Raw genomic sequence first — 20,792 nt, 5'->3', positions numbered from 1 at the left:
ACCATGAGCACCGCGCCATGGCGGCAGCGCTGGCGACAGTGGCAGTCGCTGCGGCCAAAACTGCACCGCGACGGCGCCTCGCTGCCGGCGGCGCTGCTGCTGACTGGCCTGCAACAGCAGCTCGACAGCGAGCAACTGCGGGTCGTCGCCCTGCAGTTGCAGCCGAAGGAAAGCGTACTGGAGCTGGACATACAACAGCCGCTGCGCGCACGCCTGCAATTATTCTTCCACTTCGGCGAGCTCGACTGGCCCAGGCGTACCCTGCTGATCCACTACCGCCTGCAGGGCACGCCGCACGACAGCGGCCTGATCCGGCGCGCGCTCGGCACCTTGCTGCTGACAGCGCTGGATGCCGGCCTCGGCAGCCACCTGCTGCAAAGGTTGGCCGCAGAGCTGGCTTTCCTCGACATTCAGCCGCAACACATCGTCGTCCATCTCGACCAACTGCCACCGTTTGCCCGCTGGCAGGAACAGTCTTTCCCCGGCCAATCCCTCGCCCGCCACCTGCAACTGAAGTCCATCACCACCCCGCCTGACCACCTGCGCCTGACCCTAGGCTGGCACAAGCAAGGGTAATCCCCTATGTCATGCCGCTTTGCAAGGGCAAATGACTATGCTCTTATAGGCACACACCGCTAGACGGTGGCGGCGTTGGAGAGCGCCGCAAAAGAACAAGGCCACAGAGCCTCACAACACATTAGGAGAAAACAGTGCAATTGCTGCTTGCCTTGTCGCGTCTTATCGACGCGATCAACGCACGCATCGGTCAGGCTGCGTCTTGGCTTGTCCTGGTGGTCGTGCTTATCAGCGCGGGTAACGCTGTGGTGCGCAAACTGTTCAACATCAGTTCGAACGGCTTGCTGGAAATCCAGTGGTACCTGTTTTCTGCCATCTTCCTGCTGGCAGCCGCCTACACCCTGCAAAAGAACGAACACATCCGCATCGACCTGCTGGTCGGCAAGCTATCCGAGCGAGGTCAGGCCGTGGTCGACATTGTCGGCACCCTGCTGTTCCTGATGCCGGTCTGCTACTTGCTGATCAGCTTCGGCTGGCCGATGTTCATCGACGCCTGGAACAGCGGCGAGATGTCGTCCGACGCCGGCGGCCTGGTGCGCTGGCCGGTGTTCCTGCTGATCCCGGTCGGTTTTGCGCTGCTGATGGCGCAAGGCCTGTCCGAGCTGATCAAGCGCGTTGCCTTCCTGCAGGGCCTGATTCCCAATCCGGCCATCAAGTCCAACGATCCGCACAAGGAGCCGGTATGAGTCTCGATCTGATGGCCCCGATCATGTTCGTATCGCTGATCTTCTTCCTGCTGATCGGCTACCCGGTTGCCTTTGCCCTGTCCGCTGTCGGTCTGCTGTTCAGCTGGATCGGCATTCACTTCGATCTGTTGCGCCCCGAGCTGTTGCAGGCCCTGCCCAATCAGGTCTACGACATCATGCGCAACGACACGCTGCTGGCGATTCCGTTCTTCACCTTCATGGGGCTGATTCTGGAACGCTCCGGGCTGGCGGAAGACATGCTGGACACCATCGGCCAGCTGTTCGGCACCATGCGCGGCGGCATCGCCTACGCGGTGATCTTCGTCGGCGCGCTGCTGGCCGCCACCACCGGCGTGGTGGCCGCCTCGGTGATCTCGATGGGACTGATCTCGCTGCCGATCATGCTGCGCTACGGCTACGACACCCGCATCGCCACCGGCGTGATTGCCGCCTCCGGCACGCTGGCACAGATCATCCCGCCGTCGCTGGTGCTGATCGTGCTGGCGGACCAGCTGGGCACCTCGGTCGGTGACATGTACACCGGCGCCATGCTGCCCGGCCTGTTGCTGTGCGTGTTCTACGCCGTATTCATCTTCATGGTGTCAATGGTGAAACCGCAGTGGGTACCGGCGCTGCCACCGGAAGCCCGCACCCTGCGCGGCGCGGCACTGGGCAAGCGTGTGGTGCTGGTGATGATCCCGCCGCTGCTGCTGATCTTCCTGGTACTGGGCACCATCTTCCTCGGTATTGCCACCCCGACCGAGGGCGGCGCCATGGGCGCGGTTGGCGCCATCATCCTGGCGATGATGAACCGCCGTCTGGACATGTCGCTGCTGAAGCAGGCGATGGATTCCACCGTCAAGTTGTCCACCTTCGTGGTGTTCATCCTGATCGGCGCCCGTGTGTTCCGCATCGCCTTCCTCGGCGTTGACGGCGACAAATGGGTCGAGCACCTGCTCACCAGCCTGCCCGGCGGTGCTACCGGCTTCCTGATCACCGTCAACATCATGGTGTTCTTCCTCGCCTTCTTCCTCGACTTCTTCGAGATCGCCTTCATCCTGGTGCCGTTGCTGGCGCCGGTGGCACAGAGCCTGGACATCAACCTGGTGTGGTTCGGCGTCATCCTGGCGGTGAACATGCAGACCTCCTTCATGCACCCGCCGTTCGGCTTCGCGCTGTTCTACCTGCGCAGCGTGGCACCGAAGGAAGTGCGCAGCACGCAGATCTACTGGGGCGCGGTGCCTTACGTGGTGATGCAGCTGATCATGGTCGGCGCCCTGATCGCCTTCCCGGGGTTGGTTACCGGCTCGCTGCACGCCGAGGTGAAGACCAACGCCGACGATGCGGCGTCGATCATGCAACAGATGGAGACGGCACCAAGCAGCGACCTGCCGCAGGGTATCGAAATCCCGGCCAGCGAGACCTCCGCCGCCGAGAGCGACAGCCAGCAGTCGGACGCGCTGCTCAAGGAACTGACTGGCCAATAAGCGGCAAGCGAGGCATGATGCCAATGGCAACATGCCTCGCTCACCAAAGCGTAAGCGCATTACCAACAACATCCTCTGGCGGCACGTATCGCCCGGGACACACAGCAAGCACAACACAAAGGAGATCACGGTGGAAAGACGTTCGTTTCTGAAAAAAGCCGGCGCGGCCGGCCTGGTAGGCGCCGGGGTATCGGCACCGGTACTGGCTGCCGAAAGCCCGACCATCCGCTGGCGCCTCGCGTCCAGCTTCCCGAAAAGCCTGGATACCATCTACGGCGGCGCCGAGCAGCTGTCCAAGCGCGTGGCCGAGCTGACCGGCGGCAAGTTCCAGATCCGCAGCTTCCCTGGCGGCGAGATCGTGCCTGGCACCCAGGTGCTGGATGCGGTACAGAACGGTACCGTCGAGTGCGGCCACACTTGCGGCTACTACTATGTCGGCAAGAACAAGACCTTCGCCTTCGACACCACCATGCCGTTCGGCCTGACCTCGCGCCAGCAGAACGCCTGGCTGTACTACGGCGGCGGCATGAAGTTGCTGCGCGAATTCTACGCCAAGTACAACATCGTCAACTTCCCGGGCGGCAACACCGGCACCCAGATGGGTGGCTGGTTCCGCAAGGAAGTGAAGTCGCTGGCCGACCTCAAGGGCCTGAAGATGCGCATTCCGGGCTTCGGCGGCGAAATCATGGCCAAGCTGGGCGCGGTACCGCAGACCCTGGCCGGTGGCGACATCTACCCGGCGCTGGAAAAAGGTACCATCGACGCTACCGAATGGGTCGGCCCCTACGACGACGAGAAGCTCGGCTTCTACAAGGTGGCCCAGCACTACTACTACCCGGGCTTCTGGGAGCCGGGTCCCAACATCTCTTTCTACGTCTCCAAGAAAGAATGGGACAAGCTGCCGGCCGAGTACAAGGCCGCCTTCGAAGCCGCCGCGGCCGAGGCCAACCTCAGCATGCAGGCCGAGTACGACGCCAAGAACCCGGTGGCCCTGGTCAGCCTGCTGCAAAAAGGCACCAAGCTGCACCAGTACCCGGCCGACGTGATGAAGGCAGCACAAAAGGCCGCCTTCGAACTGTACGAGCAGGAGGCCGCCAAGAATCCGGACTTCCGGAAGATCTATACCGAGTGGAAGAAATTCCGCACCCTGCAGCACGGCTGGTCCAACCTTGCCGAAAGCAAGATGGAAAACTTCATGTACGCCAACCGCGTCAAATAAGGCTGCCAGCTGCCGCAAAAACCGCGCGTCATGCGCGGTTTTTGCTTTTTGCGGTGGTGGCCGCTAGGCTGAAATGAGGCAACCACCGGGGTACCACCATCATGCGCCAAGCCATCCTGCTGTTCTGGCCGTCCTTCATCATTGCCGCGCTCGCCACCGGTCTGTTCTTCTCGATCTTCGACCCGCAGGAGCTGACCCTGCACGGTGCGCAGCTGTTTGCCGACAAGCTGTCCGCCTACTCGGTGTTTTTCCTGATCGCCTGGGGCTTTGGCGCGCTCAACACCAGCATCGTGCTGCTGCTGGAAAAATCCGCCCGCCAGATCAACGGCTTCCAGCCACCGCGGGTGGACCCCGACGCCTACCCCGAAGATCCACCGCAGCTGCGGCCATGAGTCGCCGCTCGCCGTACCGCGCCGGATGACGCAGTACGGCGCGCCACGCAGCGGCAACAGGGCATGACGCCCGTGCCCTGCCCCGCTACAATGGCGCGATGAACTCACCGCGCTTCGTCCACCTCCGCCTCCATTCCGAATTCTCCATCAGCGACGGCATCGTGCGCCTTGATGACGCGGTCAAACGCGCCGTCAAGGACGGCATGCCGGCGCTGGGCATGTCGGACCTGATGAACCTCTTCGGCATGGTCAAGTTTTACAAGTCCTGCCGCAACAAGGGCATCAAGCCCATCGTGTCCTGCGACATCTGGCTGGAAAACGAGGACGATCGCGACAAGCCGTTCCGCCTGCTGCTGATGGTGAAAAACCGCGCCGGCTACGGCCGCCTGTCCGAGCTACTGGCCGCCGCCTATACCGGCAACCAGTACCGCGGCCGCGCCGAGATCAAGCGCGAATGGCTGGAGAACGGCGACAACAGCAACCTGCTGTGCCTGTCCGGCGCCCATCTGGGCGATATCGGCGTGTCGTTCAGCAACGGTAACCCCGACGAAGCCCGCGCCCGTGCCGAATACTGGGCGCGCCTGTTCCCCGGCGGTTTTTATCTCGAATTGCAGCGTCTGGACAACCAGCAGGTCGAGAACATCGTGCAGTCCACGCTGTGGCTGGCCGGCGAAACCGGTCTGCCGGTCGTCGCCACCCATCCGATCCAGTTCATGGACCCGGACGACTTCAAGGCACACGAGGCGCGGGTGTGCATCGCCGAGGGCTACACCTTGTCCGACAAGCGGCGGCCGAAGAGCTTTGCCGAGTGCCAGTACTTCCTGTCCACCGACGAGATGCTGGCGCGTTTTGCCGACATCCCGGAGGCGCTGGCGAACAGCGTCGAGATCGCCCGCCGCTGCAACATCAGCGTGCAGCTGGGCAAGAACTACCTGCCGGACTTCCCGACGCCGGACGGCATGACGCTGGACGACTACCTGGTACACCTGTCGCGCGAAGGGCTGGAAACGCGGCTGGAAAAACTGTTCCCCGATCCTGAAGTCCGCGCCGCCCGGCGCCCGGAGTACGACGCCCGCCTGGAAATCGAGTGCAAGACCATCATCGACATGGGCTTCCCCGGCTACTTCCTGATCGTGGCCGACTTCATCATCTGGGCCAAGAACAACGGCTGTCCGGTGGGGCCGGGCCGCGGCTCCGGTGCCGGTTCGCTGGTCGCCTACAGCCTCGGCATCACCGACATCGACCCGCTGGCCTACGCGCTGCTGTTCGAACGTTTCCTGAACCCGGAACGGGTATCGATGCCCGACTTCGATATCGACTTCTGCCAGGACAACCGCTACCGCGTGATCGAGTACGTGCGCCAGCGCTACGGCGCCGAGGCCGTGTCGCAGATCGCCACCTTCGGCACCATGGCCGCCAAGGCGGTGGTGCGCGACGTTGGCCGCGTACTGGACCTGCCCTACATGTTCTGCGACGGCGTGTCCAAGCTGATCCCGGCCGCGCCGGGCAAGCAGTACTCGCTGGACGACGCGGTGGAAATGGAGCCGGTGCTGAAACAGCGCCTGGAGAACGAGGAAGAACTTCGCGAGTTGTGGGAGCTGGCGAAGAAACTGGAAGGCATGACCCGCAACATCGGCATGCACGCCGGTGGCGTGCTGATCGCGCCGGGCAAGCTGACCGACTTCTGCCCGCTATACCAGGCGGCCGGCGACGACACCGTGCCGGTATCGATGTACGACAAGGACGATGTGGAGCAGATCGGGCTGGTGAAGTTCGACTTCCTCGGCCTGCGCAACCTGACCATCATCGACCTGGCGGTGCGCTACATCAAGGCGCTGGACCCGAGCTTCACCACCGACATCAACCTGCTGGAGTTCACCGATCCGGCCGCCTACAAGGTGCTGCAGCAAGCCAACACCACCGGCGTGTTCCAGCTTGAATCGGACGGCATGAAGCGGCTGCTGGAAAAGCTGAAGCCTGACCGTTTCGAAGACATCATCGCGGTGCTGGCGCTGTACCGCCCGGGCCCGCTCGGCTCCGGCATGGTGGACGACTTCATCCTGCGCAAGGCCGGCAAACAGGAAGTCGACTACTACCACCCCGACCTGCAGGCCTGCCTCGATCCGACCTATGGCGTGATCGTTTACCAGGAACAGGTGATGCAGATCTCGCAGATCATCGGCGGCTACACCCTGGGCGGCGCCGACATGCTGCGCCGCGCGATGGGCAAGAAAAAGCCGGAAGAGATGGCCGAACACCGCGGCAAGATCGCCGAGGGTGCCAAGATCAAGGGATACGACCCCAAGCTCGCGGAAATGCTGTTCGACCTGATGGCCAAGTTTGCCGAGTACGGCTTCAACAAGTCGCACACCGCCGCCTACGCGGTGGTGTCCTACCAGACCGCCTGGCTGAAGGCGCACCATACCGCCGCCTTCATGGCCGCCACCATGTCGTCGGAACTGGACAACACCGACCAGCTGAAGATTTTTTACGACGACAGTATCGACGGCAAGAACGGCCTCAAATTCCTGCCGCCCGACGTCAACCACAGCTTCTACCGCTTCGTGCCGGTCGATCGCAAGCACATCCGCTACGCGCTGGGCGCGGTCAAGGGCACCGGTGAATCGGCGGTCGACCACATCGTCGCGGTGCGCAACGCCAGCGGGCCGTTTACCAGCCTGTTCGACTTCTGCCAGCGCACCGACAAGAAGCTGGTCAACAAGCGGGTGATCGAATCGCTGATCCGTGCCGGCGCCTTCGACAGCATCGACCCCAACCGCGCCAAGCTGTTCGCCAACGTCGGCCTGGCGATGACCGCCGCCGACCAGGAAGCGGCCAACGCCAACCAGGGCGGCCTGTTCGACATGTTCGACGACGACATCGCCCCCGGCGTGGAAATGGTGGACTGCAAGCCGTGGACGCCGGCGGTACAACTGTCGGAAGAAAAAATCGCCATCGGCTACTACCTGTCCGGCCATCCGTTCACCGCCTACGAAAAAGAGGTCCGCGGCTTCATCAAGACGCCGCTGAACCGCCTCAGCCCCAAGCGCGAACCGCAGCTCTTGGCCGGCTTCGTCACCGGCATCCGCACCAAGGTCGGCAACCGCGGCAAGATGGCCTTCGTGCAACTGGACGACGGCACCGCCAAGATCGAGGTCAGCCTGTTTGCCGAGGCGGTGGACGCCAACCGCACCCGGCTGAAGGACGACGTGGTGCTGGTGGTGGAAGGCAAGGTCAGCGAGGACAAGTTTTCCGGCGGCCTGCGCATCATCGCCGACAACGTGTACGAGCTGGGCGAGGCGCGCAGCCGCTATGCGCGCAGCCTGGCGGTGCAGATGGACAAGCGCCACGACGTCACCACCCTGCGCAACATCCTGACCCCGTACCGCAGCGAGGACGCCGGCTGCCCGGTACGCATCAGCTACAACAACGGCCAGGCGCGCGGCGACCTGATGCTGCCGCCGGAATGGGGCGTGCGCCTCGACGACGGCCTGCTGCTGACGCTGCAGGACTGGCTGGGTGAACAGACCGTCAAGGTCCTCTGGTAATCTGGCGCGTGCGGCCAACGTTGGCCGCACGCCGTCACCAAGGAGCATGCCATGCTGCGTATTGCCACCCTGTTGCTGCTGTGCAGCCTGCCGGCGCTGGGCAACGAGCTGTTCATCGGCACCGTCAGCCGCCACGGCACACAGCTGGTGCTCACCCGCTGCGATGCAGCCAAAAACCGCTACCTGCTGGTCGATGCCGAGGGCAGCCGCCAGCCGGTGCTGCCGAGCCTGCTCAATGCCGGCCTCGATCCGCAGCGGCCGACCTATCTCGCGTTGTTTGCCAAGTACGATGCGCGCCACGGCCGGGACTACCTGATCGTCAGCGCGGTCAAACACCTGGAGCAGGGGCGCAGCTGCCACCTGCCGGACTGAGCCACCGGCGACGGCTGCCATTGCGGCCAACCTTGCCCCCTCATCTCATTCGCCTGTCACCGGAGCCGCCATGCCCACCACCGTCGTACCCGGCACCTACCGCCACTACAAGAACCAGCTGTACCAGGTCATCGATGTCGCCACCCACTCCGAAAGCGGCGAGCCGCTGGTGGTGTACCGCCCGCTGTACGGCGAAGGCAAGCTGTGGGTGCGGCCACTGGCGATGTTCTGTGAAACGGTCACCATCGACGGCCACAGCGTGCCGCGCTTCGCCCTGCTCAAGGCCGACTGATGCAGATCTACCGCACCGACCAGTTCCCGCTGCCGCTCCCCGCCGGTCACCGTTTCCCGGCGCAGAAGTACGCGCTGCTGGCCAGCGCGGTCGAGGCCATCGCGGCGGCACAGATGGCGACCGCACCGGCGGCGACGCCGGCGGAGCTGGCACTGGCCCACGACGCCGACTACATCCAGGCCATGTTCGACGGCAGCGTCGCCCCGGCGATCATGCGCGAGATCGGGCTGCCGTGGAGCGCGGCGCTGGTCGAACGCAGCGCCCGCTCCACCGGCGCCACCCTGGCCGCGGCGCGTTCGGCGCTGCTGCACGGCCACGGCATCAATCTGGCCGGCGGCACCCATCACGCCAACCGCCAGCAGGGCAGCGGCTTCTGCGTGTTCAACGATGTCGCCGTCGCCATCCGCGTGCTGCAACAGGAAGGCCGCATCCGCCGCGCAGCGGTGATCGATCTGGACGTGCACCAGGGCAACGGCACCGCCGCCATCTTCGCCGGCGACGCCTCGGTGTACACGCTGTCGCTGCACGGTGCCAAAAACTTTCCGTTCCGCCGCAGCCCGTCGACGCTGGATATTGACCTTGCCGACGACTGCGGCGACGCGGCCTACCTCGCGGCACTGACGCCGGCGCTGGCACAGCTTGCGGCCAACTTTGTGCCGGACATCGTGTTCTTCCTTGCCGGCGCCGATCCGTACCAGGGCGACCGCCTCGGACGACTGCAGCTGAGCATGGCCGGACTGCAGGCGCGCGATGCGCAGGTACTGGCGCTGTGCGAGGCACGACAGTGGCCGCTGGCGGTGGTGATGGCGGGTGGCTATGCGGAACCGATCAGCGACACCGTCGCCATCCACCTCAATACCGTGCGCGCGGTACTGGCCTGCCAGCAACAGTAGCGGCCGGCGCCAAACCAGGCCCACCGCCAACGCGGCGAACGGTTCTGGCAAGCCCCTCCCCGCTGCTGCCGTTGCCGCGTGGCACGCAACAAGGAAAGGCGAGCCGAGCGTGCTAAGATAGCGCGCAGTTTTACGGGGCCGCCGTCTGGCGACGACCAAACACCGCGCTCGGTCTTGCCGCGTACACTCGGCACAAGGTTGGCCGCAAGCGGTGGCAGAGAAATCGGCGGCGCGGGATTGAGATTCCTGCCGTCAGCCCCACCTGCATTGCACTTATTTCAAAACCGGCACCACGGTGCCACCATCAGACAGGACACCTCATGGCCATCATCGTTAACGGCGTTGAAATTACCGACGCAATGGTACAAGCCGAGCTGGAAAACCACGCCGATACGCCTAGCCCGCGCGACGCCGCGATCCAGCAACTGGTATTGCACCAGCTGCTGCTGCAAAAGGCACAGGAAAGCGGCTTTGATACCGCCAACGAAGGTCAGGCCATCGGCGCCCTGCTCGACAAGGAACTGCAATTCGTTCCGGCCGACGAAGCCGCCTGCATCGCCTACTACGAAGCCAACCAGCAGCAATTCAAGCAAGGCGACAGCGCCAAGGCCAGCCACATCCTGTTCCCGCTGGGTAGCGGCGACGAGCTGTCCGCCACCCTGGCACGCGCCAAGGCGGAAGGCGTGCTGGCTGAAGTACAGGCCAACCCGTCGCGCTTTGCCGATCTGGCACGCGAGCACTCCACCTGCCCGTCCGGCAAGCAGGGCGGCGATCTCGGCCAGTTCGGCCGCGGCCAGATGGTGCCGGAATTCGAACAGGCGGTATTCGGCACCGACGCCGGCCAGATCACCCCGAACCTGGTGGAAACCCAGTTCGGCTACCACATCATCCAGGTCAACCAGCGCAGCGAAGGTGGCCAGATCGCCTTTGAAGACATCAAGGATCGCCTGGGGCAATACCTGAACGAAATGGCTGGCCGTCAGGCGATGCACGACTACCTGACCAAGCTGGTCAGCGCCGCCAAGATCGAAGGCTACACCATGCCAGGCCTGAACTAAGCAGCGTCATCCAAACGTGAATGCCCCCGTTACGGCGCTTGCCGTAACGGGGGCATTTTTTTGTGTCATCGCGGCAAGCTCGGCACGTTTCCCAAACCCCTTGCCGCACCCGGTCAGCGCCGCTAACGGCGGCAGACCATGTTGCGCCCCTTGCGCTTGGCGCTCAGCAACGCCCGGTCGGCACGCAATAGCACCTCATCGAAGTTTTCACCAGGCTGGTGCACGGTCAGGCCGATACTAACCGTGGTCGACAAGTCCTGCTTGCCGGAACTGACCGTCAAGCGTTGCACCGCCTGGTGCAACTGCACGATGACATCGTTGGCGGCGGCCATGTCGGCATTGCCGAGCACCAGCAGGAACTCCTCCCCGCCCCATCGCCCGCACAGGTCGTAATCGGATAACGGCGCCGACAGGCTGCGCGCAATGGCGATCAGCACCCGGTCACCGATATCGTGACCGTGCAGATCGTTGAACTGCTTGAAGTGATCGACATCCACCATCGCCAGCGCGTAACTGCCGCCGCGACGATCGATACTCTTCAGGAAATCGAGCAGCCCGCGACGGTTCGCCAGCCCGGTCAGTGGGTCCAGCCGCGCCTGCATCGCCAGCTGCGCTTCGTGCTCTTTCTCCAGGGTAATGTCGCGGTGGGCGCCCAGAATGCGCAGCGGCTGGCCGGCGTCATCCCGTTCCACCACCCGGCCGCGATCCCACAGCCAGCACACGCTCCCATCCGGGGTCAACGTGCGGTACACCGCCTCGTAGCAGGGGGTCTTGCCGGCAAGGTGTGCGTAGTAGTTATCCAGCACCGCCTGCTTGTCGTGCGGATGCAGTTTGGCCAGCCAGAGGCCGAAGTGCGGCGCCATGTCGCCGATCTCGAAATTCTGGTAGTTGAATACGGTCAAATCGCCGCTTTGCGGACGCCCCTGCCAGATACAGATGCCGGTGCCATCCAGCGCCGCATCCAGCTTTTCCTTGAGGTGGGCAACTTCAGCCAGTGCCGCAGCCAGCTGCGCTTGCAGCTGCTGCATCTGGTCGGCGGGGGGCGTTGAGCCATCCGTCATTCATCTTCCCTTAGCAGAAACAGTACGATTGCCTGATAGCCGCAGTAACGAGCAACGATCATGCCACGCTACGATACAGCCATTTACTTACAGTAAACCGAGATCGAGCCGGCAAGCAGCACAAATTCCATACTTTGAAACAAAAAATTACATATGAATTGAAAGATTCGACAAAAAAAGACGCCCTTACCACTCAACAAGAATGAAACTGCTTAGCACTCTGCTTGGCGACAACAAAAACAAGACCAGCACAAGCAACCAGGCCATTTTAAAACGATCGTTTCATGGTAAATTATGAGCAGCCTGGCAGCCCAGCGTCGCTGCCGCGCAGGGCAAACAACACACCAACTAGCCGGCCACCATAGAGTGCCGCTCACTTTCACAAGGAGTCCACATGTCCGATCTGAAAACCCAGTTTGAACAAGCACAGAAAGATGTCACCACCCTGGCCGAACGCCCGGACAACCAGACCATGCTGCAGCTGTACTCCCTGTTCAAGCAAGCCACTGCCGGCGATGTCACCGGCGAACGTCCGGGCATGATGGATTTCATCAACCGTGCCAAGTACGACTCGTGGGAAAAGCTGAAGGGCCAAAGCGCCGAGGAAGCGATGCAGAACTACATCAATGTCGTTAAATCGCTGATGGCCTGATACACCGCCAGCTCTCGCGCCGCACGACAAACTGCGGCCGCAGCCAGCACAAAGCCAACAAGGCCGGCCATGGGCGAACCATGACCGGCCTTGTCCGCTTTTACCGCATATCGCCAACGCCCAGATCCGTTTTGCCCGCCAAATACGGACAGCCCGTCCCGCCCCCCATGCCCGGCCACAGAAAATACGCGGCGAAAGCGTTGCCAAGCTTGTTCTTTTCAGGGGCTGGTAGCACAATTCGGCACTAACTTTTTCCGCTTTTAGACAGTGTCCGTGATGGGCACTGCTTTGTGTATTGGACTCTTGGTGAAACAGAACTTCCTCTCTCGCATTCAGGACAAGTCTGCCGTGATCGGCATCGTCGGACTGGGTTATGTCGGCTTGCCGCTCATGCTGCGCTTTGCCGAAGTCGGCTACAAAGTCCTCGGCTTTGACATTGACAAGAACAAGGTCGACAGCCTGCAGCAAGGGAAAAGCTATATCGAGCACATCAGTGCCGACAGCATCCAGCTGGCACGCGAGCGCGGTTTCGAAGCCACCACCGATTTCAGCCGCGCCCCGGAAGCTGACGCGCTGATCCTGTGCGTGCCGACGCCGCTGAACAAGTACCGCGAGCCGGACCTGTCCTTCGTCCTCAACACCATCGACAGCCTGGTGCCTTATCTGCGCGAAGGCCACCTGGTGTCGCTGGAGTCGACCACCTATCCCGGCACCACCGACGAAGAGCTGCTGCCGCGCATCGAATCACGCGGTTTCAAGATTGGCGAGAATGCGTTCCTGGTGTTCTCGCCGGAGCGTGAAGATCCGGGCAATCCCGACTTCACCACCCGCACCATTCCCAAGGTGTGCGGCGGCGTGACCGAGGCCTGTCAGGAAGTCGGTGTTGCCCTGTACAGCGCGGTGATCGACAAGGTGGTGCCGGTATCGTCCACCCGCGCCGCGGAGATGACCAAGCTGCTGGAAAACATCCACCGCGCGGTCAACATCGGCCTGGTCAACGAGATGAAAATCGTCGCCGACAAGATGGGCATCGACATCCACGAAGTGATCCGCGCCGCCGCCACCAAGCCGTTCGGCTTCGTGCCCTACTACCCGGGCCCGGGCCTGGGTGGCCACTGCATCCCGATCGACCCGTTCTACCTGACCTGGAAAGCGCGTGAATACGGCGTGCACACCCGCTTCATCGAGCTGGCCGGCGAAGTGAATTCGTCGATGCCGGACTACGTGATCAGCAAGATCGCCGCGGCGCTGAACCAGCGCAAGAAGGCGATCAACGGCAGCAAGATCCTGGTGCTGGGTATCGCCTACAAGAAGAACGTCGACGACATGCGTGAAAGCCCATCGGTGTTCCTGATGGAAAAACTGCGCGATCTGGGCGCCGAGATCAGCTACAGCGACCCGCACGTACCGGTGTTCCCGAAGATGCGCGAGCACCACTTCGAGCTGTCCAGCGTACCGCTGAGCGCCGAAACGTTGGCCGCATACGACTGCATCCTGTTGGCCACCGATCACGACCGCTTTGACTACGAGCTGATCAGCAAGCATGGCGACCTGATCGTCGACAGCCGTGGCAAGTACCTGCAGGCAGCTGCCAATGTGGTCAAGGCGTAAGCCACTAAATTGGAGCGCGGCTTGCTCCTTGTTGCAGCCTTCCGGCCACAAGAAGCAGGCAACAAAATAAAAGCAGGGCGTAACTGACCGTTACGCCCTGCTTTTATGATCGGCAATATCTCGAATTTTTTGCGATAGCCGGCACTGGCAGACGAATAAAGCAGCCGCCTGTTTATGGAATCGTCACCGGCGTGGCACTGACATTACTGATGCGGGTCGACAGCACGATATTCTGCGACTGGTTTTTATTGTCCGTCCACGTTACCGTCACGCCGACATCCTTGTAAGCCAAACCGCCACTGGCGGTAGCAACCGACCAGCTGCGCTGGTAATTGGCGCTACTGCCGCTGGAGCTGGCGGCAGTAACCGTATCCGTTGCCGACACCAGAGTGGCGTAACTTTGCCCCCTTAACTCTTCCAGCTTCTTCTCCGCCAGCACCACCGCCTCGCTGCGCTGCTTGGACAGGGTATTGGCGTTCAGTATCGCGCCATACATGCTGCCGATGGCGAGCAGGCCACTGGCCAGCACGATGATGGTGATCAGCATCTCCAGCAAGCTGAAGCCGGTTTGGTGACCAGCACGGGTCATCAGAAGTCTCTCCATGATGCGGTCAACTTGGCAAAGGTTTGCGCAGTACTGGTAGTCGTGGTTGGCGGCAGGGTAATTACACCAGAACCACTATTGACCGACCAACCAGAAAACTCGGCATTAGCATTGAGCTTGGTAATCGACATATCAGCAACCATGCTGCCGTATATAGTTGCCCCGCCCCAGCCATTATCAGCACAACTGTTGCCGTAATAAACCAAACCATAAATCGTGACACTGCCATTCACTTTCGGGCAACCCGCGCCAACATCAAAAATCAGGATAACCGGATCGCTTGCCGTACCTATGCTGTCATGCCAGGGATTAGGGGGCTGCAAAGCGGCATCGTAGTAATATATTTTTTCGAAGTCAGCCGCCGCTTTCATTTCTGCCTTGGTGGTATTCGGGAAAATAAAGCTCCAAGCATCCCCTGTAAATGCACCATAACTGATGGTGCCACCATTCAAATCCAAATGACCGATATTGATATCTGCGGTATTAGATGAAGAAGTGACGATTGCAACCCCGCCGGTAGTACTAGGATAAACATCCGGAGTACCAGTTACACCACTCAGCCCGCCATTGATCACGATCGGAGCAATGCTGGCAATATTCAGCGTATTCGGTGTAGTCGTTGTCACCGTAGTCGTGCCAAGGCGGATGCGCTGGCGGATGGTGGCATTGGCGTCCCCGCTGGCGGCTGCACTCACCTCCAGAATCGTCGGCGTTGCAGAATTGCGCCACAGCGACACCGCTACCGTATAACCACCGATAGTCTGGCTGCTGACCGAAGACGGGAACGATGCCGCCGTCGCTTTCTGGTTGGTGCCGGCCGGACCAGTGGCATCCGCAGTCCACGCCAGACTGCTGGTATTGCTGCTGTTGACCAGCCACGCCATCGAGTGCTCCACGCTACCGCGGGCCGCTTCCATCGCCTTAGACTGGTACAGCTGGTTGTTGCCGGTCTTGATCTCGAACAGCATGCCGGAGCTGGTATAAAACACCATCAGGCTGGCAAGAAACAGCACCACCAGCGACATTGTCAGCGTGGCCATGCCTTGCTGCCGCCTTGATGTAGCAATCATGATTACGTTACGCATATTGCAGCCCTCAATTGAAGGTAAGCGGGCCATTTTCCAGCTTGACCGTTTCCGTCAGCGTCTGCTTCACCTCGCTGGCATTCTTCAGCTCGCCCACCAGAGTGATAGCGATGGTGCCGGAGGCGCTGCTGGGCACAAAGCTCAAGGCGCTGATATTGGTGACATTGTCATCGGTCACAGCCTCCCAGACGTTATTTGCCCCCGGCGTGCAGTTGTAGCTTGCGCCACTGCTGCGCATGTACACCGCGCCGCTCGCCCGCAAAAAGCCGTACTGCACATCGCTGGGCACTGTGGCCGATGCCGTGGCATTGCGGTCATAGCTATACAGCACGCAGCCGGCGGTCGAAGTGGTCATGGTCTGGAACGGGTTGGTGCCGGACGCGGTGCTAGCCCAGTACCCGGCACGCCGCAGCTCGCGGCTCATCAGCATCATGGTGGCGCGCATTTCCTGGTTCAGGCGGATCGCCTTCAGCGTGTCGCTATTGCTGCGAATGTTGTTGATCAGGAAGGTGGTCAGCCCCAGCATCAGTATCAGGCCAATGACCAGTGCCACCATCAGCTCGATCAGGGTGAAGCCGCGCTGCCGAGTAGGTTTCAACATGCCGGATAAGTCCCCGTTAGCCCGACGCCCGCCGGCGCGCAGACACTGATGCGGCCAAGCAGCGCCAGGTTCACCTGTGCCTGCTTGCCCAGTGCCGACTCCATGATCACGTGACCGGTGCCCAGTGCCACGCCGCGCACCGGGTCGAATCCGGTCTTGTTGCCGCTGAAACTGATCCCCGCCGAAGCCGGGATCGACACCTTCTGGAAGTCCAGGTAGTCCACCCGTTTCAGCGCGCAATAACCGGTACTGGAACTGGCCACCACCGAACAGTCGCAAGCCGTCGCCCCCAGAATCATGCCGTAGCACCAGCTGGCGCCACTGCTGAAGCTGATCTGCACATTCTGGTTGTTGCGGATGGCTTCCGAGCGCGCATACTGCATGTCGCCATAAATGGCATCAGCCACCGCCATCAGCCGGCGCTTGTCGATCTGCTCATTCAGCACCGGCACCGCCATCACCATCAGGATGCCGGTGATGGCCAGCACCACCACAAGCTCAATCAGGGTAAAGCCCCGGCCAACACCTGCTGCCGTACAAGCCGAGCGCTTCATGTCACTTGCTCCAGCACGCGCTAGGCGTGGTGGTGATGCTGCCTGCCGCTTGCTGCAGCTGGATCGCGGTACAGTCGGAATCCGAGGCCTGCGATTTGCCGGACACCGCCGTTGCCGTCACCACATAGCCGGTGGCGGTGGCGCTGCTGACGGCGATGGTGTAGTAGCCGCTCTCGGTCGTCGACGGCATACCGATATCGGTGAGCGACCCGTAGCTGGTGTTGTTGCCGCGATACTTTTCCTGCGCAAACTGGACCGCGCGAATCGCCACCGTCGCATCGGTACGCCGGCTTTTCTGGATGTACCCGGAATAAGCCGGCATGGCAATCGCCGCCAGGATGCCGACAACCGCCACCACCAGCATCAATTCAATCAGGGTAAAACCTTTGCTTGTCGTCATCGATTTTTTTATAAACGTCATAAATTGCGTTCAATTCCGGTTGAATGCGAAGCGTCACGCCGCAAGAAGCCATAGCGGCAATTGAAATTTCTATAAAACAGCTTTAAAAACAATGCGCTTACTGAGCAGTGTAATGAATTTTGCCAGCTTGAGCGTAAAACAGCAGCAAAAATGCGTGGCCATGGCCGAAAACCAGCCACCAGCGCGTAGCTTCATCCACAGCGCGCAGCGGGTTTATCGGCAACAGCCGACCCAGAATCTGTCCTCGCCTCTTGCCGCCGCTGTTTTCAGCCTAGTTTGCCCGCCATCATTGTCAACGGTGATTTAAAACCACCCGTGCTGGTACTACAAATAGCAACAAGCCATCCAGGATAATTAATATGCATAAATTGGAATGCGGTATTTCCTGATTCAGCAATCCATGCATTTGAAATAAAGAGCACCCAAGCAAAACGGGAAAGCTTGGCCGCACGATTTATCACCATGCCGGCAACACTTTCCCGTCCTCGCACGGCTAGCGTGCCTTATTTTGCCGCCAGATGACGCTCAATCTCGGCCAGCGGAATGGCGCCGGCCACCAGCTCGCCGTTCGGGAACACCAGCGCCGGGGTGCCGCTGATGCCGAGACGTTCGCCCAGCGCCGCGATTTCAGCCAGCGGCGTCGCGCACTTGTCACTGCCGCTCAGCGCCTTGCCCTGGCGCATGAAGCTCAGCCAGCTTGCGGCACGATCACTGCTGCACCAGATCTGACGCGATTTGCGCGGGGCATCCGGGTGCAGCTGGGCCAGCGGGTAGAGAAAGGTATACACCGTCACGTTGTCCAGCTGGCTCAGCGACTCGCGCTCCAGCTTCTTGCAGAACGGGCAATCCGGATCGGAGAACACCACCAGCTTGCGCTCGCCCTTGCCGCGCACTTCCTTGATCGCCTTGTCCAGCGGCAGCTTCGCCCACTCCACGGTCACCTTGTTCAGCTCCGCCAGACGCTCTTCGGTGACGCTGGTACGGGTCTTGGTATCGATCAGGTCACCGGTGATCAGGTGGTCGACCTTGGCGTCGGTATACACCACACTGTACTGCGCGCGCCCCTGCTGTTTCATCTTCACCACCACCTCGAACAGCCCCGCCACCGGCGCCGGCTGCACGCTGCTGACCTCGTGCTGCGGGAACTTGCTCTTGAAGGCGGCGCGCACCTGGTCCGGCGTTTCGGCGGAGGCGGAGCAGGCCAGCAAGGGCATTATCAGGGTGGCGAGGGCAAGACGGCGCATAGGCAGAATCATGGTTGTGCTTTCTTCTGGTTAAAAACCCACCGCGTGGCGGGCCAGTTGTTTTTTGATCAGGGGCAGGCGATTGGTCAGGTTGAGGCCGGCGTTGCGCAGCCAGGCAAGACCCGGGGCCTGCTTGGCATGGAACAGCTGGAACAGCGCGTCGCAGGTCAGCTGCATGGTTCTGACCGCTTCCTTGCGCGTTCGTTCGTAGCGGCGCAGCGTCAGCCATTCGCCGCAATCGCGGGCGCCGGCCAGCACGGCGGCCAACCTTGCCGCATCCTGGAAGCCGAGGTTGACGCCCTGCCCGGCCAGCGGATGCACGGTGTGGGCGGCATCGCCGACCAGCGCCACCCGCTCCGCGATCACGTTGTCCGGCGTGATCAGGCGCAGCGGAAAGGCCGCCGCCGGCGACAGCAGCGTCAGTTCGCCCAGTGCATGATCACCGGCCGCGGCCACCGCCGCCGCCAGTCGTGCACCATCCAGCGCCAGCAGCGGCTCCGGCTGGCTGGTCGACCACACCATCGAGATACGATTGCCCGGCATCGGCAACCAGGCGAGGATGCCATCGCCGAGAAACCACTGCCGCGCGATATTGCCGTGCGGCTGCTCGCAGGCAAAGTTGGCCACCACCCCGCTGTGGCCGTAAGGCTTGATGCTGGCGGCGATACCGCTCTGCTGCCGCACCCAGGAGTTGGCGCCGTCGGCGCCGACGATCAGTTGCGCCTGCAGCTCGCGACCGTCGTCGAGCATGATCGCCGCCTCACGCGCGCTGTGGCGCAGCTGCTGCGGCCGCACCCCGCTCAGCAGCGTCACACCGCTGGCCTGCTGCAAGCGCTGCCAGATCGTGGCCAGCATCCAGCGGTTTTCCGCGATCCACGCCAGCGCCTCGGCGCCGGCATCGGCGGCGGAAAAGGCGATCTGGCCGCCCTGGTCGCCCCGGACATCCATGCTGCCGATCACCCCCAGCCGCGAGGCATCCGGCCACGCGCCCAGCTGCTGCAAGAAGGCGCGGTTGGCAGGGCTGACGGCGTAGATGCGCGCGTCCCAGCCCTCCTCCAGCGCGTCAAAGCGTTCGGCCTGGCCTTCGACCAGCGCCACCCGCTTGCCCTGCTTATCCAGCGCCAGCGCCAGCGCAGCGCCAACCAGCCCGCCACCGACCACGATTACGTCAAACTTGTCCGACATGTTTCTCTTTCAGTTGTGTCCGGCTGCCGATGCCTGCGGCCAACGTTGGCCGCATCAGACGCCGACACCGAATACCAGATGTCCGGCAAACGCCTTGCGCAGCGGCGGTACCGCGTCGATGGCGCTCATGCCCAGCCCGCGCAGCGCCTTCACCGCGATGCCCTGTCCGTCAAACAGCCGCACCAGGCCGTGGGTGAAACCGACCACCGCGTGGCTGTCGACGCGGCGCGCGGCACCGTAGCGGCGCAGCAGAGCAGCATCGCCCGGATCGGCGGCGCCTTGTAGCGCCGCCACCAGCCCGACCGCATCGCGCAGGCCGAGGTTGAAACCCTGCGCCGCCACCGGATGCATGGTCTGCGCCGCATTGCCGATCATCACCACACGACCGCTGTACACGCTGTTGAGCTGGCGCAGCGCCAGCGGGAACACCGCGCGCTCGCCGACGCGGACAAACTTGCCCAGCCGCTCGCCGAAGGCCTGCTGCAGCTCGGCCAGCAGCACGCTGCCGTCGGCGGCGTGCAGTCGTGCCGCCTCGTCGTGGCTGCGCGTCCACACCAACATCATCTGCTCGCCGTGCGGCAGCAGCGCGAACGGCCCCTGCGCCGAGAAACGCTCGTAGGCCATGTTACGGTGCGGCTGGCTGGCATTGACCATCGCCAGCACCGCGCTTTGCTGATAGTCGTGCACATGGCGCTGGATGCCGGGCAGCGATTCGGCCAGCGCGCCGCCCTCGGCCAGCACCAGCAGCCGGCAGGTCAGCAGGTGCTGCTGCCCGTGCAGGGTCAGCGACACGCTGGCGTAGCGCGCCAGCGACGCGACCTTGCTCACCCGCGCCTGCCACAGCACACGCACACCGGCCTGCTCCAGCGCCGTCGCCAGCGCCGCGGTCAGCGCCGGGTAGTCCACCACCGCGCCCAGATGCGGCAAACCCAGATCCTGCTGCGTCAGCACGGTGCGGCCGAAACCGCCCTGCTGCGACACGTGCACGCTGTCGATCACCGTCGCCGGCAGTTCGTCCGGCCAGGCGCCGGCGGCAGCCAGCTGCTGGCGGCTGTACCACGACAGCGCCAGCGCGCGCGCATCACGCAGCGGTGCATCCTTGGCCCGCGCCTCGATCAGCGTCACGTCACGGCCGGCCTGCGCCAGCCGCAATGCCGCCAGCGCGCCGACCGGCCCGCCGCCAACGATGACAATCTCACTATGTTCGGGTACGCCTTGCATGCTCGTTCCGCCTGTCGCGGCGGCCTCGTT

At 62.5% G+C, this 20,792-nt stretch carries 22 protein-coding genes; 12 read left to right on the top strand and 10 right to left on the bottom strand.

The window, feature by feature from the left end:
- Positions 1-3: 3 nt before the first annotated feature.
- From ACG97_RS03885 to ACG97_RS03840, 10 genes are all read left to right on the top strand, one after another.
- Complete coding sequence (locus ACG97_RS03885; RefSeq protein ID WP_047966021.1) at positions 4-576, top strand: hypothetical protein; 573 nt, start codon at positions 4-6, stop codon at positions 574-576.
- Between the two features lie 134 nt (positions 577-710).
- Positions 711-1,262: a TRAP transporter small permease subunit gene (locus ACG97_RS03880; RefSeq protein ID WP_047966020.1), complete on the top strand. Its 552-nt coding sequence runs from the start codon at positions 711-713 to the stop codon at positions 1,260-1,262.
- Positions 1,259-2,749: a TRAP transporter large permease subunit gene (locus tag ACG97_RS03875; protein WP_047966019.1), complete on the top strand. Its 1,491-nt coding sequence runs from the start codon at positions 1,259-1,261 to the stop codon at positions 2,747-2,749. Before ACG97_RS03880 ends, ACG97_RS03875 begins: the two co-directional genes overlap by 4 nt.
- Positions 2,750-2,879: 130 nt before the next feature.
- On the top strand, positions 2,880-3,968 hold the full coding sequence (locus ACG97_RS03870) for a TRAP transporter substrate-binding protein (RefSeq protein WP_047966094.1): 1,089 nt from the start codon (positions 2,880-2,882) through the stop codon (positions 3,966-3,968).
- A gap of 101 nt (positions 3,969-4,069) precedes the next feature.
- Positions 4,070-4,360 (top strand): hypothetical protein, encoded by a 291-nt coding sequence (locus tag ACG97_RS03865; protein ID WP_047966018.1) that lies wholly within the window; start codon positions 4,070-4,072, stop codon positions 4,358-4,360.
- Positions 4,361-4,458: 98 nt separating this feature from the next.
- Positions 4,459-7,908 carry a DNA polymerase III subunit alpha gene (gene dnaE, locus ACG97_RS03860; protein ID WP_047966017.1) on the top strand — a complete coding sequence of 1,150 codons (3,450 nt, stop codon included), beginning with the start codon at positions 4,459-4,461 and terminating at the stop codon, positions 7,906-7,908.
- Between the two features lie 51 nt (positions 7,909-7,959).
- Positions 7,960-8,280, top strand: coding sequence for a hypothetical protein (locus ACG97_RS03855; protein WP_047966016.1), 321 nt, complete (start codon positions 7,960-7,962; stop codon positions 8,278-8,280).
- Positions 8,281-8,350: 70 nt separating this feature from the next.
- On the top strand, positions 8,351-8,572 hold the full coding sequence (locus ACG97_RS03850) for a DUF1653 domain-containing protein (protein ID WP_047966015.1): 222 nt from the start codon (positions 8,351-8,353) through the stop codon (positions 8,570-8,572).
- A complete protein-coding gene (locus ACG97_RS03845; protein WP_047966014.1) occupies positions 8,572-9,465 on the top strand; it encodes a histone deacetylase in 894 nt (297 codons plus the stop codon). The genes ACG97_RS03850 and ACG97_RS03845 overlap by 1 nt, the downstream gene beginning before the upstream one ends.
- A gap of 320 nt (positions 9,466-9,785) precedes the next feature.
- Positions 9,786-10,523 carry a peptidylprolyl isomerase gene (locus ACG97_RS03840; RefSeq protein ID WP_047966013.1) on the top strand — a complete coding sequence of 246 codons (738 nt, stop codon included), beginning with the start codon at positions 9,786-9,788 and terminating at the stop codon, positions 10,521-10,523.
- A gap of 122 nt (positions 10,524-10,645) precedes the next feature.
- Here ACG97_RS03840 and ACG97_RS03835 read toward each other — a convergent pair whose 3' ends face one another.
- Complete coding sequence (locus tag ACG97_RS03835) at positions 10,646-11,584, bottom strand: diguanylate cyclase domain-containing protein (RefSeq protein WP_082133634.1); 939 nt, start codon at positions 11,582-11,584, stop codon at positions 10,646-10,648.
- 394 nt (positions 11,585-11,978) lie between these two features.
- Between ACG97_RS03835 and ACG97_RS03830 the strand changes: the two genes are divergently transcribed.
- Positions 11,979-12,236 carry an acyl-CoA-binding protein gene (locus ACG97_RS03830; RefSeq protein WP_047966011.1) on the top strand — a complete coding sequence of 86 codons (258 nt, stop codon included), beginning with the start codon at positions 11,979-11,981 and terminating at the stop codon, positions 12,234-12,236.
- 276 nt (positions 12,237-12,512) lie between these two features.
- Positions 12,513-13,847: a nucleotide sugar dehydrogenase gene (locus tag ACG97_RS03825; protein ID WP_047966010.1), complete on the top strand. Its 1,335-nt coding sequence runs from the start codon at positions 12,513-12,515 to the stop codon at positions 13,845-13,847.
- A gap of 172 nt (positions 13,848-14,019) precedes the next feature.
- Here the strand turns inward: ACG97_RS03825 and ACG97_RS03820 are convergent, their stop codons facing one another.
- From ACG97_RS03820 to ACG97_RS03785, 9 genes are all read right to left on the bottom strand, one after another.
- A complete protein-coding gene (locus tag ACG97_RS03820) occupies positions 14,020-14,436 on the bottom strand; it encodes a prepilin-type N-terminal cleavage/methylation domain-containing protein (protein ID WP_047966009.1) in 417 nt (138 codons plus the stop codon).
- A complete protein-coding gene (locus tag ACG97_RS03815; RefSeq protein WP_156167925.1) occupies positions 14,436-15,536 on the bottom strand; it encodes a hypothetical protein in 1,101 nt (366 codons plus the stop codon). Before ACG97_RS03815 ends, ACG97_RS03820 begins: the two co-directional genes overlap by 1 nt.
- Positions 15,537-15,546: 10 nt before the next feature.
- Positions 15,547-16,137 (bottom strand): PilW family protein, encoded by a 591-nt coding sequence (locus ACG97_RS03810; RefSeq protein WP_047966007.1) that lies wholly within the window; start codon positions 16,135-16,137, stop codon positions 15,547-15,549.
- Positions 16,131-16,691 carry a GspH/FimT family pseudopilin gene (locus ACG97_RS03805; protein ID WP_082133638.1) on the bottom strand — a complete coding sequence of 187 codons (561 nt, stop codon included), beginning with the start codon at positions 16,689-16,691 and terminating at the stop codon, positions 16,131-16,133. Before ACG97_RS03805 ends, ACG97_RS03810 begins: the two co-directional genes overlap by 7 nt.
- 1 nt (position 16,692) lies before the next feature.
- Entirely contained in the window at positions 16,693-17,091 is a 399-nt protein-coding gene (locus ACG97_RS03800; protein ID WP_053068050.1) for a type IV pilin protein, read from the bottom strand.
- A 287-nt stretch (positions 17,092-17,378) separates the two neighbouring features.
- A complete protein-coding gene (locus tag ACG97_RS17490; RefSeq protein WP_156167922.1) occupies positions 17,379-17,603 on the bottom strand; it encodes a hypothetical protein in 225 nt (74 codons plus the stop codon).
- A 12-nt stretch (positions 17,604-17,615) separates the two neighbouring features.
- Entirely contained in the window at positions 17,616-18,368 is a 753-nt protein-coding gene (locus tag ACG97_RS03795) for a DsbC family protein (protein ID WP_047966005.1), read from the bottom strand.
- 18 nt (positions 18,369-18,386) lie between these two features.
- Positions 18,387-19,541: a UbiH/UbiF family hydroxylase gene (locus ACG97_RS03790; RefSeq protein WP_047966004.1), complete on the bottom strand. Its 1,155-nt coding sequence runs from the start codon at positions 19,539-19,541 to the stop codon at positions 18,387-18,389.
- 54 nt (positions 19,542-19,595) lie between these two features.
- The gene (locus ACG97_RS03785; protein ID WP_047966003.1) at positions 19,596-20,762 is read right to left on the bottom strand and encodes an FAD-dependent oxidoreductase; all 1,167 of its coding nucleotides are present in this window, start codon (positions 20,760-20,762) and stop codon (positions 19,596-19,598) included.
- Positions 20,763-20,792 lie beyond the last annotated feature (30 nt).

The sequence above is a fragment of the Vogesella sp. EB genome, assembly GCF_001037925.1.
In the GTDB taxonomy this organism is placed as follows: Bacteria; Pseudomonadota; Gammaproteobacteria; order Burkholderiales; family Chromobacteriaceae; genus Vogesella; species Vogesella indigofera.
Note: the sequence above shows the minus strand (reverse complement) of the source record. Positions and strands in the feature narration are given on the sequence as shown.

Coding starts and splice junctions, on each gene's coding strand:
- ACG97_RS03885 (WP_047966021.1), top strand. CDS start 4: ATGAGCACCGCGCCATGGCGGCAGCGCTGGCGACAGTGGCAGTCGCTG.
- ACG97_RS03875 (WP_047966019.1), top strand. CDS start 1,259: ATGAGTCTCGATCTGATGGCCCCGATCATGTTCGTATCGCTGATCTTC.
- ACG97_RS03865 (WP_047966018.1), top strand. CDS start 4,070: ATGCGCCAAGCCATCCTGCTGTTCTGGCCGTCCTTCATCATTGCCGCG.
- dnaE (WP_047966017.1), top strand. CDS start 4,459: ATGAACTCACCGCGCTTCGTCCACCTCCGCCTCCATTCCGAATTCTCC.
- ACG97_RS03855 (WP_047966016.1), top strand. CDS start 7,960: ATGCTGCGTATTGCCACCCTGTTGCTGCTGTGCAGCCTGCCGGCGCTG.
- ACG97_RS03850 (WP_047966015.1), top strand. CDS start 8,351: ATGCCCACCACCGTCGTACCCGGCACCTACCGCCACTACAAGAACCAG.
- ACG97_RS03845 (WP_047966014.1), top strand. CDS start 8,572: ATGCAGATCTACCGCACCGACCAGTTCCCGCTGCCGCTCCCCGCCGGT.
- ACG97_RS03840 (WP_047966013.1), top strand. CDS start 9,786: ATGGCCATCATCGTTAACGGCGTTGAAATTACCGACGCAATGGTACAA.
- ACG97_RS03835 (WP_082133634.1), bottom strand. CDS start 11,584: ATGACGGATGGCTCAACGCCCCCCGCCGACCAGATGCAGCAGCTGCAA.
- ACG97_RS03830 (WP_047966011.1), top strand. CDS start 11,979: ATGTCCGATCTGAAAACCCAGTTTGAACAAGCACAGAAAGATGTCACC.
- ACG97_RS03825 (WP_047966010.1), top strand. CDS start 12,513: ATGGGCACTGCTTTGTGTATTGGACTCTTGGTGAAACAGAACTTCCTC.
- ACG97_RS03820 (WP_047966009.1), bottom strand. CDS start 14,436: ATGACCCGTGCTGGTCACCAAACCGGCTTCAGCTTGCTGGAGATGCTG.
- ACG97_RS03815 (WP_156167925.1), bottom strand. CDS start 15,536: ATGCGTAACGTAATCATGATTGCTACATCAAGGCGGCAGCAAGGCATG.
- ACG97_RS03810 (WP_047966007.1), bottom strand. CDS start 16,137: ATGTTGAAACCTACTCGGCAGCGCGGCTTCACCCTGATCGAGCTGATG.
- ACG97_RS03805 (WP_082133638.1), bottom strand. CDS start 16,691: ATGAAGCGCTCGGCTTGTACGGCAGCAGGTGTTGGCCGGGGCTTTACC.
- ACG97_RS03800 (WP_053068050.1), bottom strand. CDS start 17,091: ATGACGACAAGCAAAGGTTTTACCCTGATTGAATTGATGCTGGTGGTG.
- ACG97_RS03795 (WP_047966005.1), bottom strand. CDS start 18,368: ATGATTCTGCCTATGCGCCGTCTTGCCCTCGCCACCCTGATAATGCCC.
- ACG97_RS03790 (WP_047966004.1), bottom strand. CDS start 19,541: ATGTCGGACAAGTTTGACGTAATCGTGGTCGGTGGCGGGCTGGTTGGC.
- ACG97_RS03785 (WP_047966003.1), bottom strand. CDS start 20,762: ATGCAAGGCGTACCCGAACATAGTGAGATTGTCATCGTTGGCGGCGGG.